A 16,526-nucleotide genomic window follows, 5' to 3' on the forward strand; every position below is an offset into this window, starting at 1 on the left:
CGCCCCACCAGCAGTGGCCGGTACAACCCCAGCCCCCCGCCCGCTCCGCCGGCCGCGGCCCCCTGCTGGCCGGCCTCATCGTGCTGCTCGTCCTGGTGGCCGGCGCCGCCTTCATCTGGCGCAACAGGTCCGGCGGGGTCGACCCGAAACCCACCGCCGCCGTCGCCACTGACGGACCCCTGACGGTCGCCTGGTCCAAGACCACCGCCGAGGACCGGCTTCCTCAGGACGGCGCCGCCGAGGAGGCCACCTCGTTCGCCACCTGGGTCACCGACGACCTGGTCGTCCGCGTGTCCCTGGGTGGCGTGGCCGCCTACCGGCTGGCCGACGGCACCCGGGCCTGGGCCACCGAGGTCCCGGCCGGCTCACCGGTGTGCACGGCCTCCCACGACCCGGCAGCCGGCTTCGGCGTGATCGCCTTCGGCACCGCCGAGGACCAGGTCAAGAACGGTACGGGCTGCGCCCAGATCGGCGTGATCGACCTGGCCACCGGCACGATGACGCACACCGTCCCGGTGCAGAAGACCGCCGGCACCCGCAGCATCCTCGCCGGCGTCCGGGTGATCGCCGGCGGGAGTGTCGCGGTCTACGACGACCAGAGCGCCGTGACCGCCGTCGACCTGGCGAGCGGCCGGCGGCTGTGGCGCCTGCCCACCGCCAAGTACTGCACCGACGAGGTCTTCGCGATGACCGACAAGCGCATCGTGATGGAGAGCGAATGCTTCCTCGACCGTAAGCACGACATCGTGATCCTCGACCCGGTCACCGGGAAGCAGGTGTCCGCCACCCCGATGGGCGAGGACCTGTTCTCGGTGCTGAACGTGGTCTCGGCCGACCCGGTCGTGGTTGTCGCGCTCAGCAAGGGCGGCGGTTCGGTGCTGATCACCGACGCGGCCGGCAAGAAGGTCGCCACGGTGCCGGCCAAGGCCACCGGCTGGGATCTGGACCTGATCGGCACCAGCCGCCCGAGCATCCGGGGTGGCATCGACCAGCCCGCGATGGTGGCGCACGGCGGTGTCCTGTACGCCGGCAACCGGACCGGCAACCAGGTGATCGCCTTCGACCTGAAGGACGGTCACAAGCTCTGGGACGAGCAGGGCAACCTGGGCGACCCGGCGCTCATCCGAGCCGACGACGACGGTCTGCTGGTCCTGGAGTCGAAGCTGCTCGAGGCCAGTCTGGTCCGGCTCGACCCGAGGTCCGGCCAGGTCACGGCGCTCCGCGAGGGCAAGGTGACCCGGGAGTGGGTGAGCGTCCGGTCCACCGCGATCGTCGAGCATCGGGGTCAGCTGGTGCTGACCCCCACCTACCGGACCACGGTGCTTCCCTCAGTCGTCGTCCTGCGCTGAGCTGACTCTCCGGGGCGGCAGAAAACCGCCCCGGCGGGTCAGATCCCGCCGACCCGCAGGCCCGCCCAGAGCGCCACCACCGCCGCCACCAGACAGACCGGTACGGTCGCGAGCCCCAGCAGCAGGAACTCCGACGTCCGCGGCGCCGCGTCCCGCGCGTGCAGGATCCGCCGCCACAGCAGGGTCGCCAGCGATCCCACGTAGGTCAGGTTCGGCCCGACGTTCACCCCGATCAGCACCGCCATCAGCAGCCCGGGCGAGTGCGCCGCGGCCGGCAGCAGCACCAGCGTCGCGGGCAGGTTGTTCAGCAGGTTGGCCAGGATCGCCGCGAGCCCGGCCACCGCGAGCAGCCCGAGCAGGTCGGCGTGCCGCGGCACCAGCCCGTCGATCCAGTCACCGAGCCCGTTGCTGCGGACCGCGAGCACCACCACCCCGAGCGCCAGCACGAACGCGCAGAACGCCGGGTTCGCCTCGGCGAGCAGGGTTCCCGCCCCGACCGCGCGCCGGCGCAGCAGCGGGATCGCCAGTCCGATCGCCCCGGCCGCCGCCACCCAGGCCGGGTCGACCCCGAACGGCTGCAACGCGGCGAACCCGGCCAGGGTCACGGCGAGCACCGCGAGGGCGTATTTCGGGGCCGGTCCGGGCGGTGGCGGCGCCTCGGCCTGGCCGACCAGGTCACGGGCGAAGAAGAACCGGAAGATCACGTATTCGACGGCGACCACGGCGAGCCACGGCACGGCCATCAGCGCGGCGAACCCGGCGAAGCTCAGCCCGCTGGCCGCGAACGCCAGCAGGTTGGTCAGGTTCGACACCGGCAGCAGCAGCGACGCGGAGTTGGCCAGGTGGGTGCAGGCGTAGACGTGCGGGCGGGGCCGCACCCCGGCGCGGGCCGCGACGGTCAGCACCACCGGGGTGAGCAGCACGACCGTGGCGTCCAGGCTGAGCACCGCGGTGGTCAGCGCGGCCGCCGCGAAGACCGCGGTGAGCAGCCTTTTCGGGCGGCCCCGGCCGAACCGGGCCACGGCCGCGCCGGCGTATTCGAAGACACCGTGCTTCTCCGCCAGGTACGCCAGGACCAGCACGGCGGCGAGGAAGAGCACGGTCGGGAGCAGTTCCCGCACCTCGTGGACGGCCTCGGTGAACGAGACCAGCCCGAGGGCGATGCAGAGGAGCGCGGCCGGGACGGCGGCTACCGCTTCGGGCAGGCCGCGCGGCCGGGCGACGGCGAAACCGAGCACCGCGGCCAGCAGCACGAGCGCGATGATCGTGGACACCGCCGCATCCTGCCCGGTCCGGGCAGGATGCAAACCACGGGGTCAGGCGACCGACGCGGGCTCTTCGCTCTCCACCGGCCGCAGCCGGAGCTTGGTGATCGCCCGGCCGGTGACCTCGACCACTTCGGCGGTGTGGCCGTCGATCGCCACCGTCTCGCCGGGCGCGGTCGGGATGTGCCCGAGCCGGGCCAGCACCAGGCCGGCCACCGTGGTGTAGTCGCCCTCGTCCTCCTCCTCGATCTCGACGCCGATGTCCGGCAGGTCGTGGATCGGGAACGTGCCGGGCAGCAGCATCGAGCCGTCGTCCTCGTGGATCACCGACTGGACGTCGCGGTCGGTCTCGTCGTAGATCTCACCGACCACCTCCTCGACCAGGTCCTCCATCGTGACGATCCCGTCGATCGCGCCGCGCTCGTCGACCACCAGCGCGAACTGCTGGCGCTGGGTGCGCAGCTGGCGCATCGCGTCGGCGATCTTCAGCGTCTCGGGCAGGAAGAGCGGGGTGAACATGTGCTCACGGACCGGGCCCTCGGCGCCGACCAGGTCACGCAGGTGCACCACGCCGAGCACGTCGTCGAGGCCCATCGGGCCGGTCACCGGGGCGCGCGAGTGGCCGCCGTCGACGAGCAGCTGCAGCGCCTCGGGCGCGGGCAGCTGGGCCGGCAGCACCAGCACGTCGCGGCGCGGCACCAGGATCTCCCGCAGGATCCGGTCGGCGATCTCGAACGCGCCGCTGATGATGGTGCGCTGCTCCGCGGTGAAGTCCTGCTGCTGGGCGACCATGTCGCGGATCTCCTCGGTGCTGACCTCCTCGCGGCCCGCGTCCGGGTCGACACCGGCCATCCGCACCACCAGGTCGGTGCTCTTGCCGAGCAGCCAGTTCGCCGGGCGGGACAGGGTGGCCAGGATGTCGAGCGGCCGGGCCACCAGCATGGCCCAGCCCTCGGCCCGCTGCATCGCGATGCGCTTGGGCGCGAGCTCGCCGATGACCAGCGTGAAGAACGTCAGGACCAGGGTGACGACCACGATCGAGGCGGGCTCGGCAGCGGTGCCGAGGAAGCCGAGCGGCTTGATCAGCGGCTGGGCGAGCGAGACCGCGGCGGCCGCCGAGGCCAGGAACCCGGCCAGGGTGATGCCGATCTGGATGGTGGCGAGGAACCGGTTCGGGTCCCGGGCGAGTTTCGCCAGGGTGCGACCGGTTCGGCTCTGCCGCTCCAGGCGCTGGAGCTGGCTCTCGCGGAGCGAGATCAGTGCCATCTCACTGCCGGAGAAAGCTGCGTTGAGCAGCACGAGAACCACGACGAGGACTACTTGCCACCCGTATCCGCCCACGGCGGACATCAACTCCTTCGCTGACTGAGACTCAGCGCCGGACCCCGGCGCTGAGTTCCGTGAAGGTACCCAGCAAAGCTGAATGCCATTCCCAGGAAACCCGGTCGTATGAAACGGGAGCGCGGCGGGGTGAAGCTCAGTCACGCGAAGATCAAGATCAAATTCAGAAGATCGATGTCGTGCGTCCGCTGGGGTACAGATCGTCGCTCCCGCCGGGACCCCTGCGGGCTTCGCTGGCCGCTACGCGTCCAGACCGCGAAGCCCTCCGGGGCGACGTCCGCGGGTGGTCACGGTCACCCCTCGGCGTGTGAAGTTGCGGCGCGCTCCGCACCGAAAGTCCCCACGCTCGGGGCAAACCCCCCGCTGCGTGGGGAGTTGCGGCGCGCTCCGCACCCGAAGTCCCCACGCTCGGGGCAAACCCCCGCTGCGTGGGGAGTTGCGGCGCGCTCCGCACCACAACTTCACACGCTCGGGGCGGGTTCGGCTTCGATGATGAAGACGGAGCCGCCCGCCGGGTGGGGCTCGTAGCGGACGTCGCCGTTGTTGGCCCGGGCCAGGCTGCGCACGATGTAGAGCCCCAGCCCGGTCCCCCGGATCGTGTCGGCCGTCTGATCCGCCCGGGCCAGCCGCTCGAACAGCCGGGGCAGGAACTCGTCCGGCACACCCGGCCCGGTGTCCTCGATCCGGAGCCCGATCCGGTCCCCGGCCGGCTCGATCCGCAGCGCGCTCGCCCCGCCCGCGTACTTCGCCGCATTGGAGAGCAGGTTGACCACCATCTGCTGCAGGTGCGACGGGTTGAACAGCACGGTGGCGTCCGGGCCGAGCAGCGGGATGTCCCGGTTGCCACTGGAGTCCAGCGCCCGCCGCACCTCGGCGCGCAGCGACACCCGCTCGCGGACCGCGTGGATGTTCCCGGCGTCCAGGCTGACCATGGCGAGCACCTCGCCGACGATCTCGTCGAGCCGATCGGCCTGCCGGCTGATTATCTTGATGGCCCGGTGGTGCGGGCTCGCCGGGTCCACCTCCTCGGCGAGCATCTGGCTGTAGCCGAGGATCGCCGACAACGGGTTGTTGATCTCGTGGCCGAGCATCCCGATCATGTCGAGTTTGAGCTGGTCGGCGGCCTCCAGCTCGAGGTTGCGCTCGGACAGCGCGGCGGCCGCCTGGTCACGGGCGCGCTCCGCGGCGCGGCGGGTGGAGATGTCGGTGGCCACCACGATCAGGTGCTTGGGCCGCCCCTCCGCGCCGCGCACCACCGACACGGTCGCCTCGGTGTCCACCCAGTGCCCGTCGGAGTGCCGCAGCCGCGCCTCGTGCGCGTACGCGTCGGTCTCCCCGGTGAACAGCCGAGCGATCTTGCGGTGTGCCGCGCCCATGTCCTCCGGGTGCATCAGCTCCTCGGCGGTCCGGCCGATCAGGTCCTGCGGGCTGCGGCCGACCATGTCGGCGAACGCCTGGTTCACCGCGACCAGCGTGCCGTCCAGCCCGCGCACCAGCTGGCCGACCGCGGACTGGGTGAACTGCGCCCGGAAGCGCTGCTCGTTGAGCGCGACCGCCTGCTGCGCGGCCCGCGCCACGCTGACATCGGTGTTGATCTCCAGGACCTGGACCGGTCCGTCCGCCGGCCGGTGGACGACCTGGCGGCTGAGCACGGTGACCAGCTGCCCGGTGGCGGTGAGGTGCTGCAGCTCGCCGTCCCAGCAGCCGTCCCGCTCCAGCGCCGCGGCCTGCTCCTCGAACGTGCCGCCACCGAGGTAGTTGGTGCTGAACAACCGGTGGGTGACCCGGCCCTGCGCGGCGTCGGCCGGCCAGCCGTAGAGACGCTCGGCGCCGGTGTTCCACCAGAGGATCTCGCCGGCCAGGTCACGGACGATCACCCCGGCCGGGATCAGGTCGAGCAGCCGCGCCTGGCGGTGCAGCTCGGCGTTCGCGGCACGGCTCGCGGTCACGTCCTCCACCTGGACCACGGCGTACGGATGGGTCCCCGGACCGGTCTCGCCCATCGCCACCCGCGCCTGGATCCAGACGGTGTGCCCGTTCTTGTGCACGTACCGCTTCTCCACCTTGACCGAGTCCAGCGCTCCCGAGGCGAGCCGGCGCAGCACGTCGGCGGTCGCTTCGAGCTCGTCGGGGTGGTGCAGGTCCCCGAACGACATCGTGGTCAGCTCGTCCGCCGAGTACCCGGTGATCGCCGTCATCGCCGGGTTGGCGTTCAGGTAGCGGCCGAACGTCGCCTCCTCCGTGCTGCACAGCAGCAGGCCGAGCGGCGAGTTCTCGAAGGTCTGCCGGAACCGGGTCTCGCTCGACTCGAGCGCGGCCAGGGTCTTGGTCCGCTCGGCCAGCAGCGCGACGCTGGCCTCGTAGTCCTCGGCGTGCCGCAGCGCGGCGCCCACCGTGCCGGCGACCAGCTCCAGGTGGCAGGCGTCGTCGGCGTCGAACGCGTTCCGCTCGCTGCTGGCGATCTTGAGGACGCCGATCGCCCGGTCCCGGTTGAACAGCGGTGTCACGCACATCGAGCGCACCCCGGTGCTCCGGCAGATCCCCCGGTTGGCCCGCTCGTCGCTCTCCACGTCGGCGCAGTGCGTGGGCCGGCCGTCGGCCAGCGCCGAGCCGCTCACCGAGTCCGCGATGCCCTGGTACTTGCCGACGTGCTCGGCCAGCATCCCGGCGCCGGCCACGTACCGCAGCAGGTCGCCCTCGATCAGCTCGACCATCGCGCCGTCGGCGGCCGGGAACGCGGCCACCGCCTGCTCGGCGACCACCCGCAGCACCAGGTCGCGGTCCTGTGCCACCGAGGAGACGGCCCGCTGGGTCTCGACCGCGGCCAGCAGCGCGCGGGTGTACCGCTCGGCGCGCGCGACGGCCGCGGGGTCCTCGGCGACCACCTGGCGGAGTCGTTCCAGTTCCGCCCGCTCCGCGGCGTCGAGCGCCTGCATCTCGGCAGTCTGCACCTCGGTGTTATCGACGCGCGGCCGCGGAACCTGAGGCCGGGCCTCAGCCGGGCACGACCCGGCAGATGCCGTCGAGCATCAGGTCGACCGAGCGGTCGGCGGCGGCGCGGGCGGCGGCCGCGTCGGCGGTGGCCTCGGCGACCCCCTGGACCATGGTGAACAGCAGGGCGAGGTCGTCCGGGACCAGGTCGGCGCGGACGTGGCCGTGCTCGCGGGCCTGCCGCATCGGCGCGTCGAAGGCGGTCAGGGCGCGCTGCCGGAACCGGTTCTGGGTGGCCGGGTCGAGCCGGCGGATCAGCACCACGAGGCCGCGCATGGCGATCTGGGTGTGCAGCACCGAGCGCAGCAGTTGCCGGAAGTGCTCCGGGTGCGGGCCCAGGCTGGCGGCGGCCTGCTCCAGGCGTTCGAGCTGGTGCTCGATCACCGCGGCGGTGAGCGCGTGCCGGTCCGGGAAGTGCCGGTAGAGCGTGGCCTGGCCGACGCCGGCCCGCCGGGCGATCTCCGGCATCAGGGAGACCGGGTCGCCCTCGGTCAGCACCTCGCTCGCGGCCAGGACGATGGCCGCGCGGTTGCGCTGAGCGTCGCGGCGACGCGCAGTCGGGGTTCCGTAGAGCAACTTCCACCCCCCTTACCGACGGGTTACGTTACCGGCCGGTAACGAGAATGTCATCACCTTCACTTTCTCGGTACCACTTCCTACGCTGCCGCCACGACGTCGCCATACCCACCCGAGTTGCCCCAGGAGTGCGCTATGGCACCACACCGCCTTTTTTCGGTTTTCAGTGGTTTATTGCTCGTTCTTGCCGTCCTCACCGGCACCGCGACGTCCGCTTCCGCAGCACCCACCACCGCTCTGCAGGCCGTCGAGATATCCGGCGCCGGCGGCGTGGCGCTGAAGGCCAACTGGATCGCGCCAGCCGCCGCCGGGCAGCACCCGGCGATCGTGTTCCCGTCCAGCTGGGGACTCAACGACGTGGAGTACATCGCCCAGGCCAAGATCCTGGCCGGGCGCGGCTTCGTGGTGGTGTCGTACACCCCGCGCGGCTGGTGGCTCTCCGGCGGGACGATCGACACGGCCGGGCCGCAGGACATGGCCGACCTGTCCAAGGTCCTGGACTGGACGATCGCGAACACGCCCACCGACCCGGCCCGGATCGGGGCGGCCGGTATCTCCTACGGCGCCGGGATCAGCCTGCTCGGCTCCGGCACCGACAAGCGGATCCGCGCGGTCGCGGCGCTCAGCGGCTGGTCCGACCTGGTCTACTCGCTCTACTCCGGCTCGACCCGGCACCGGCAGTCGTCCGGGCTGCTGCAGCTGGCCGCCCAGCTGGTCGGCAAGCCCAGCCCCGAGCTGAGCACCGCGCTCGCCGACTTCAACGCGAACAAGAACGTCGGCCAGGTGCAGGCCTGGGCGAAGGCCCGCTCGGCGGCCACCTACCTGGACGCGATCAACGCGAACCAGCCGGCCGTGCTACTCGCCAACGGCTGGGGCGACTCGTTCTTCCCGCCCAACCAGCTGACCGGCTTCTTCGGCAAGCTGACCACCCCGAAGCGCCTCGAGCTGCGCCCCGGTGACCACGCCATCGCCGAGCTGACCGGCGTGCTGGGCCTGCCGAACGACGCCTGGCAGAGCCTGTACGAGTGGTTCGACCACTACCTCGGCGGCCAGCCCAACGGCGCCGAGACCGAGCCCGCCGTGCAGGTCAAACCGCTGAACGCGTCGGCCGAGGGCTACGCCTCCTGGTCCGCGCTCTCCGGCACCGCCCGCCGGTACGGCCTCGGCAAGATCCGGCTGCTGGACGGCACCGGGCTGCTCGGCGGCGCGACCTCCACCGGGTGGACCAAGAAGCTGCCCACCGACAAGGACACCCTCGCCAGTGGTGGCGTGGTGCTGCTGACCAACGGCGCCGCGGCGATCACTGGCGAGCAGCCGTCGGTCTGGCTGCCGTTCGTCGACCGCACCCGGGCCGGCGTCTGGGCGGCCGACCGCCCGTCGAGCGCCCAGCACATCCGCGGGGTGCCGAAGGTGCACCTGGAGCTGACCGGCACCGCCGCGACCGGCACCGTGGTCGCCTACCTCTACGACCTGGACACCCTGGGCACCGCCAAGCTGATCACCCACGCCCCGGTCTCCTGGCTGGACGCGCCGGGCACCACGAGCGTCGACGTGGACCTGTTCGCCACCGCGTACGACCTGCCGGCCGGGCACTCGCTGACCCTGGTGGTGGACACCGTCGACCCGCTCTACTACGACGAGAACGCCGCGGGCGGCTCGGTCACCGTGACCGGCGGGTCCTACGTGGACGTGCCATTGCAATAGCATCGCCATAAATAGACATGAGAAATGGGTCACCGCGTCGCGCGGTGGCCCATCTCCATTACGGAACCGCGGGAAACACGACCGAAGCATTCACGTCATTGCTCTTTCCATTGCTCGCACCACCCCGGAAATACCGCACCTCTAAGTTCTTCAGGTGCGGTCCGATGTGGGGGGTCCCGTGCGCGCACGATCGATCATGGCCATTCTGACAATCCTGGCGACAACACTTCTGGTGACACCGGCTCAGGCGGCTCCACCTGCGGATTTCCAGACCTCGCTGGTGATCGGCGGCGACCTTGACGAACCGTCGGGTTTCGAGTTCGCGCCGGACGGGCGGATCTTCATCCTGGAGCGTTCCGGCACCATCAAGATCTTCAAGAACGGTCATCTGCTGGCCACGCCGTTCGCCGAGTTGCCGTCCGAGCCGACCGGCGACCGCGGACTGATCGGTATCGCATTCGATCCCGATTTCGGGGTTGCCAACCATTATGTCTACTTTTATTACACCGGTCTCGACCTGCACAATCGCCTGGTCCGCTTCGACGCGTCCGGCGACGTCGGCACCGACGGGCCGTTCACCATCTTCCGCACCGAGTCGCTCTCCCAGCAGCTGCACGTGGGCGGCAGCATCCGGTTCGGCCCGGACGGCAAGATGTATTTCGCGGTCGGCGACAACGGCTACTCCAGCAACGCCCAGGTGCTGACGAACCCGCACGGCAAGATCCTGCGGATCGACAAGGACGGGTCGATCCCCGCCGACAACCCGTTCTACGGCCAGGCCGGCAAGCAGCAGGAGATCTGGGCGTACGGCTTCCGCAACCCCTGGCGTTTCCAGTTCGACCCGCTGACCGGTGAGCTCTACGGCGGCGACGTCGGCGACTACACCTGGGAGGAGGTCAACCACATCGTCAAGGGCGGCAACTACGGGTGGCCGCTCAAAGAGGGCAAGTGCACGGCGGGTTGCGCCGGCTTCATCGACCCGATCTACACGTACCCGCACGACGGGGTGAGCGCCGCGTCGGTCGGCGGCCCGATCTACCGCGGCGACCAGTTCCCCGCGGAATATCAGGGCAATCTCTTCTTCGGCGACTACGCCAAGGGTTTCATCCGCCGCGCACAGCTGGACGCGAACGGCAACGCCGTCGCGGTCAGCGACTTCGACGCGGCGGCCGGCTCGGTGGTCGACATGAAGGTCGGCCCGGACGGCGCGCTGTACTACGTCACCTACATCCCCGGGCGGCTCTACAAGGTCACCTGGAGCCTGGGCAACCACGCGCCGACCGCCGTCGCGAGTGCCGACGTGTCCGGCGGGCAGGGGCCGCTGACCGTGCACTTCTCCGCCGACGGCAGCACCGACCCGGACGGCGACGCGCTGACCTACGCCTGGGACTTCGGCGACGGCACCACGTCCGGAACGAAGAATCCGGCGAAGACCTATCCGGCCACCGGGGTCTTCGAAGTCGCACTGACCGTCACCGACAGCGAGGGACACGCCAGTACGGCGATCCCGATCGTCATCCAGGTCGGCATCCCGCCGACCGTCCGGATCGCGGTCCCGGCCGACGGCGCCACCTACCGCGCCGGCGACACGGTCACCTACAACGCGTTCGCCACCGACGCGGCCGGCTTCGACCTCGACGACGCGGACATCAAGACCACAGTGGTGCTGCACCACGGCACCCACATCCACCCGTTCGTCGGCCCGCTGACCGGCCGGGCCGGCCGGTTCACGGTCCCGGCCACCGGCGAGTCCTCCGCCGACACCTGGTACGGGATCACCACCACGGCCACCGACGCGAACGGCCTGAGCGCCGCCGCGTCGATCACCATCCGGCCGGTTACCAGCACGTTCACCATCACCTCCGATCCGCCCGGGCTGCCGCTGCACCTGGACGGCATCCCGGAGGAGACGCCGCACGAACGGCTCGGCGTGGTCGGTTTCCAGCGTGAGGTCTACGCCCCGCCGACCGCCACGGCCGCCGACGGCACCGTCTACCACTTCACCGGCTGGTCCGACGGCAAAGGCATGCGGCACCCGATCGTGACCCCGGAGCAGCCGGTCACGTACACCGCGTCGTACGCGAAATCCCCGGCCTGGACCGCGACCTTCTATGCGAACCCGAACCTGGCCGGAGCCCCGGTCCTGACCCGCAGCGATCCGAGCATCGACTTCCTCTGGGGCGGCGCGGCCCCGGACCCGGCGGTGCCGGCCGACGGCTTCTCGGCCCGGTGGACCAAGAAGCAGTACCTCGCCGCCGGCCGGTACCGGTTCACCAGCGTCTCGGACGACGGCGTGCGCCTCTACATCGACCGCACCCTGGTCCTGGACCAGTGGCAGGGCCAGTCCGGCACCGCCTACGACTGGATCGGCGACCTGGGCGCGGGCATCCACACGATCACCTACGAGTACTACGACCAGGGCGGCGACGCACTGGCCAAACTGGACTGGGCCGGCGCGATCGACCAGCCCGACGACACCTGGAAAGCCTCGTACTGGGATGTCACCGGCGCCGGGTCGAGCCCGACCATGCCGTCCAGGACACCGGACCTGACCAGCGCCGAGACCGCGATCGATCACGACTGGGGCACCGGCTCGCCCGACCCGTCGATACGACCGGATCACTTCGCGGCCCGCTGGACCAGGACCCTCAGCCTGGCACCCGGCGAGTACACGTTCACCACCACCGCGGACGACGGCGTCCGGCTCACCGTCGACGGCCTGCGCCTGATCGACGCCTGGCAGGACGGCGCGAGCCGCACCCGGACCGCGACCACCCTGCTCGGCGGCGGCCCGCACACGGTGACCATGGAGTACTACGAGAACTTCGGCGACGCGGTGGCGCGGCTGACGTTCGCGCAGACCGCCGACGCCGCCGACCCGGTCGACTGGACGGCCGAGTTCTGGAACACCGCGGCCCCGGCCGTCCCGGCCCGCGCGCCGGACCTGACCCGCACCGACTCGGTGATCAGCAACGACTGGGGCGGCGGCTCCCCCGACCCGGCGATCACGAACGACCACTTCGTGGCCCGCTGGACCCGCACCGACACCCTGCCGGCCGGCGTCTACCGGTTCGCCGGCGCCAGCGACGACGGCATCCGGGTCTACCTGGACGGCGCACCGATCGTCGACAGGTGGGTGAACCAGAACGACACGTTCAGCACCGACCGCCTGGTGCTCTCCGGCACGCACACGATCCGCGTCGAGTACTACGAGAACGACGGCGGCGCGCTCGCCCGGTTCGGTTACCAGCGGATCGGCGACGTCGGCCCGGTCGACGCGTGGACCGGCGAGTACTTCGCCGACCCGGCGCTGACCGGCCCGCCCGCGGTGACCCGGCAGGACGATGCGGTCGCCTTCGACTGGGGCGGTGGCAGTCCCGATCCGGCGCTGCCGGCCGACGGGTTCTCGGCCCGCTGGACCAAGACGATCACGTATCCGGCCGGCACCTACCGCTTCGCCGTCACCGGTGACGACGGCGTCCGGGTCCGGCTGGACGGCGCGATCGTCGTCGACGGCTGGTCCGACCACGGGCCGGCCACCTTCACCGCCGACCTCGCCCTGACCGGCGAGCACGTCGTGACCGTCGAGTACTACGAGAACGGCGGCGGCGCGCTCGCCCGCTTCACACAGACCGCCCTGTAGCCAACAGCCCCGGCCAAGAGGAGATCTTCGATGGCGGATCTGTCGCCAACCCGGCTCAAAACCATCCCGGAATCCGTCGCCGCGCCGCCGATAGTCAGCGTGGTGGTGCCGACCCGCAACGAGGCGGAGAACGTCGGCCCGCTGGTCGAGCGGTTGCGGGCCGCGCTCGGTGCGATCCCCGCCGAGATCGTCTTCGTCGACGACAGCGACGACGAGACGCCCCGCGTGATCACCGAAATTCATGATCAAAACCCGGCTTTGGTACGACTGGTGCACCGTCCGGCGGGAGCTCGCCCCGGTGGGCTCGGTGGCGCGGTCGCGGCCGGGCTGGCCACCGCCCGCGCCGAGTGGGTGGTGGTGATGGACGGCGACCTGCAGCACCCGCCGGAGACCGTCCCGGAGCTGCTCGCCGCCGGCCAGGTCGACCAGGCCGAGGCGGTGGTGGCCAGCCGCTACCGCACCCGCGGCCGGGTCGACGGGCTCAGCGGCGCGTTCCGCCGGAGTGTCTCGCGGGCCACCGGCACCCTGGCCCGGCTGGTCTTCCCGGTCCGGCTGCGCGCGGTCACCGACCCGATGAGCGGGTTCTTCGCGGTCCGCCGGGACCGGGTCCGCACCGCCGAGCTGCGCCCGCAGGGGTACAAGATCCTGCTCGAGGTGCTGGTCCGCAGCCGGATCCGGCAGGTCGCCGAGGTGCCGTACACGTTCCAGCCCCGGCACGCCGGCGAGAGCAAGGCGTCGTTCCGGGAAGGGCTGCGCTACCTGCGGCAACTCGCGGTGCTGCGGCTCGCCGCGATGCGCCGGCCGGACTCCGCGCTCGGCCGGCTGGCCGGGTTCGCGGCCGCCGGTGCGCTCGGCACCGCGGTCAACTCGGCCGCGCTGTGGGCGTTCGGGGAGGCCGCCGGGCTGCCGTACCTGCTCGCCGCGTTCCTGGCCGTGCAGGTCGCGATCGTCGGCAACTTCGCGATCGTGGACCGGCTCGTCATGCACCCCGGCGAACGGACCACCAGCCGCCGGTTCGGCCGGTTCCTGCTGCTCAACAACACGCTCACGCCGATCCACCTGGGCCTGCTCTACGCCCTAGTGCAGCTCGGCGGCCTGCACTACCTGAGCGCCAACCTGGTCGCGATCGTGGTGGTCTTCGCACTGCGCTACGCGGTGACCAGCGCCTGGGTCTACGGCATCCCGACCGGTGGCGGCGCGGACGCGAGACGCTTGTTCGGCGCGGTCCGCCGGGCGGTGCAGACCCGGATCACCCTCGCCGTGGTGCTCACCGCGGTGGCCTGCCCGGCGCTGCTCTCGATCACCTGGAACGGGCTGTGGAGCCGCGGGCCGGGTGTGTCGCTGCTGATCCCCCTCGCGGCCGCGGCGGCGCTGATCGCCGGACGGGTACGGCCCGCACCGGACGAGCCGGACGTGCACGACCGGCAGACCGACGGGCTGCTGGCCACCGGCTTCCTGGCCGCGGCGGCCACCCTGCTGCTGGTGATGCCCGCGCCGGACCGGACCGGGTGGCTGGTGCCGGCCGCGTGCGCGTACCTGGCCGGCGCGGCGGTCCTGCTGGTCGGCACGCGGACGGCGGCGCGGCTGCGGTGGGCGCTGCTGCTGCCCGTGGTCGCGATCGGCGGCCTGCTCCCGGCGTCCACGGTGGACGCCGTGAACGGCGGGCTGCGGGCCGCGGTCGCCGTGCTCGGGCGGCCCGCCGGACCGGTGGACTCCGGTGGGGCGCTCGTCACGACGTACGAAAAAGCCTCACTCACCCTGCCCTCGGCGGATCTGCCGGGAACCGCCCTCCTCGGCGGCGCGGCCTGTCTTCTGATCTGTGCCCTGGTGATCTCCGGGGCGCGGCCGGTGGCGCTGGGGCGCGCGGTCCTCGCGTCGGTCGTGCTGGCCGCGGTGACCGTCGGCGCGCTGCTCGCGGTGCTGCTCACCGGACGCCTGCTCGGCCCGGCGGCGTTCCGCGTCGCGGCGTTGCCGGTCACCGTCGACCTGCTGCTCACCGCGATCGTGGTGATCTTCGTGGCCCGGTGGTCGCGGCGCGCGCCACAACCCGCGCCGATGGCCGTGCGGCCCTACCTGCCGCGGGCCCGGTTCGCGCTCGTCGCCCTGGTCGCGGTCGCGGTGCTGCTCGGCCTGCAGTCGCTGCCCGCCGCCCTCGCCCTCGCCGGCCCGGCTCCTTCCCCCGCCGAGGTTGCTCCTTCCCTCACCGAGGCCGTCCGATGAACGAGAAGTTCGGTGCGCACTCCGCGCACATGGTGCTGACCAAGCCGCAGCGGCTCGGGCTGATCGTGGCGATCGTCCTGATCGGGGTGGTCGCGGTGCTGCGGCCGATGCTGGTGCTGCAGACCGTGGTGGCGTTCGTGACCATCGCCTACACCGCGGCGCTGGCGTTCCGGGTGGTGCTCGTCTACGCCGCCGGCCGCGGCCAGCACCAGGTGCGGGTCAGCGACGAGGAGGCCCGCGCGGTGCCGGACGCGGACCTTCCGGTGTACACCGTGCTGGTGCCGGCCTACCGGGAACCGGACGTGATCGGGCTGCTCATGCAGCATCTCGGCGCGATCGAATACCCGCGCGACAAGCTCGAGGTCATCCTGCTGTTGGAGGAGGATGACCGGGAGACGATCGCGGTGGCGCAGGCGGCGCTGGCCGGCTCGTGGGCGCAGATCCTGGTGGTGCCCGAGTCGCAGCCGAAGACCAAGCCGAAAGCCTGCAACGTCGGCCTGGAACGGGCCACCGGCGAGCTCGTCACGATCTACGACGCCGAGGACATCCCGGACCCGTTGCAGCTGCGCCGGGCCGTGGTGGCGCTGCGCCGGCTCGGACCGTCCTATGTGTGCCTGCAGGCCGAGCTGAGCTACTTCAACGTCGACCAGAACCGGATCACCAAGTGGTTCGCGCTGGAGTACGCCACCTGGTTCCGGTCGCTGCTGCCCGGCCTGGTCGCGCTGCGGATGCCGATCCCGCTCGGCGGCACGAGCAACCATTTCCGTACGCGGGAACTGCGGGACCTGGGCGCCTGGGACCCGTACAACGTGACCGAGGACGCCGACCTCGGGATCCGGCTGGCCCGCTCCGGGTACCGGGTCGGCGTGCTCTGGTCGGTGACCCTGGAGGAGGCGAACTCCGACTTCATCAACTGGATCAAGCAGCGCAGCCGCTGGTACAAGGGCTACCTGATGACCTGGCTGGTGCACCTGCGCTCGCCGCGGGCCACGTTCCGCCAGCTCGGGTGGCGCGGCCTGCTCTGCCTCAACCTGTTCGTCGGCGGGACACCCCTGGCGGCACTGCTCAATGCGGTGCTGTGGGCCACCACGCTGCTGTGGTTCCTGGACCGCCCGGCCGTCCTTCAGGAGATCTTCATCGCGCCGTACTACTACCTCGGCCTGTTCTGCCTGGTCTTCGGCAACGCCACGGTGATCTACCTGAACGTCCTGTCGGTACGCACGATGGACCGCCCCGATCTGCTCGGCACCGCCCTGCTGTCACCGGGGTACTGGGTGATGATGAGCCTGGCCGGCGCGAAGGCGGCCTGGCAGCTGGTGTTCAAGCCGTCGTACTGGGAGAAGACCACGCACGGGCTGCACCTGCCCAAGACCGCCGCTGCTCCGGAGGTGGCCGATGTCTGATCTCCTGTCCCGCCCGGTGGTGTCTCCTGCGGTG

9 protein-coding genes are annotated in these 16,526 nt (G+C 71.4%); 5 read left to right on the forward strand and 4 right to left on the reverse strand.

The window, feature by feature from the left end; translation table 11 throughout:
* On the forward strand, positions 1-1,349 hold a 1,349-nt coding region (locus ADL15_RS43770), incomplete at its 5' end, for an outer membrane protein assembly factor BamB family protein (RefSeq protein WP_067705292.1).
* Between the two features lie 38 nt (positions 1,350-1,387).
* Here the strand turns inward: ADL15_RS43770 and ADL15_RS43775 are convergent.
* The 4 genes from ADL15_RS43775 to ADL15_RS43790 form a co-directional block, all read right to left on the reverse strand.
* Entirely contained in the window at positions 1,388-2,623 is a 1,236-nt protein-coding gene (locus ADL15_RS43775; protein ID WP_067705294.1) for an SLC13 family permease, read from the reverse strand.
* Between the two features lie 42 nt (positions 2,624-2,665).
* Positions 2,666-3,964: a hemolysin family protein gene (locus ADL15_RS43780; protein WP_067705297.1), complete on the reverse strand. Its 1,299-nt coding sequence runs from the start codon at positions 3,962-3,964 to the stop codon at positions 2,666-2,668.
* Positions 3,965-4,416: 452 nt separating this feature from the next.
* Positions 4,417-6,906 (reverse strand): PAS domain S-box protein, encoded by a 2,490-nt coding sequence (locus tag ADL15_RS43785; RefSeq protein ID WP_067705298.1) that lies wholly within the window; start codon positions 6,904-6,906, stop codon positions 4,417-4,419.
* Positions 6,907-6,949: 43 nt separating this feature from the next.
* Positions 6,950-7,522, reverse strand: a complete 573-nt coding sequence (locus tag ADL15_RS43790; RefSeq protein WP_067705300.1) for a TetR/AcrR family transcriptional regulator — start codon at positions 7,520-7,522, stop codon at positions 6,950-6,952.
* Positions 7,523-7,696: 174 nt separating this feature from the next.
* On the opposite strand from ADL15_RS43790, the gene ADL15_RS43795 reads away from it, so the two are divergent.
* The 4 genes from ADL15_RS43795 to ADL15_RS43810 all read left to right on the forward strand — a co-directional run bounded on the left by ADL15_RS43795 (position 7,697) and on the right by ADL15_RS43810 (position 16,492).
* The gene (locus tag ADL15_RS43795) at positions 7,697-9,226 is read left to right on the forward strand and encodes a CocE/NonD family hydrolase (RefSeq protein ID WP_232344921.1); all 1,530 of its coding nucleotides are present in this window, start codon (positions 7,697-7,699) and stop codon (positions 9,224-9,226) included.
* Between the two features lie 196 nt (positions 9,227-9,422).
* Complete coding sequence (locus ADL15_RS43800; RefSeq protein WP_083972489.1) at positions 9,423-12,869, forward strand: PA14 domain-containing protein; 3,447 nt, start codon at positions 9,423-9,425, stop codon at positions 12,867-12,869.
* Positions 12,870-12,899: 30 nt separating this feature from the next.
* Positions 12,900-15,089, forward strand: a complete 2,190-nt coding sequence (locus ADL15_RS43805; RefSeq protein ID WP_067705311.1) for a glycosyltransferase — start codon at positions 12,900-12,902, stop codon at positions 15,087-15,089.
* Positions 15,086-16,492, forward strand: a complete 1,407-nt coding sequence (locus ADL15_RS43810) for a glycosyltransferase (RefSeq protein ID WP_067705313.1) — start codon at positions 15,086-15,088, stop codon at positions 16,490-16,492. Before ADL15_RS43805 ends, ADL15_RS43810 begins: the two co-directional genes overlap by 4 nt.
* Positions 16,493-16,526 lie beyond the last annotated feature (34 nt).

Origin of the sequence: Actinoplanes awajinensis subsp. mycoplanecinus (assembly GCF_001509495.1) — a bacterium.
GTDB lineage: Bacteria > Actinomycetota > Actinomycetes > Mycobacteriales > Micromonosporaceae > Actinoplanes > Actinoplanes palleronii.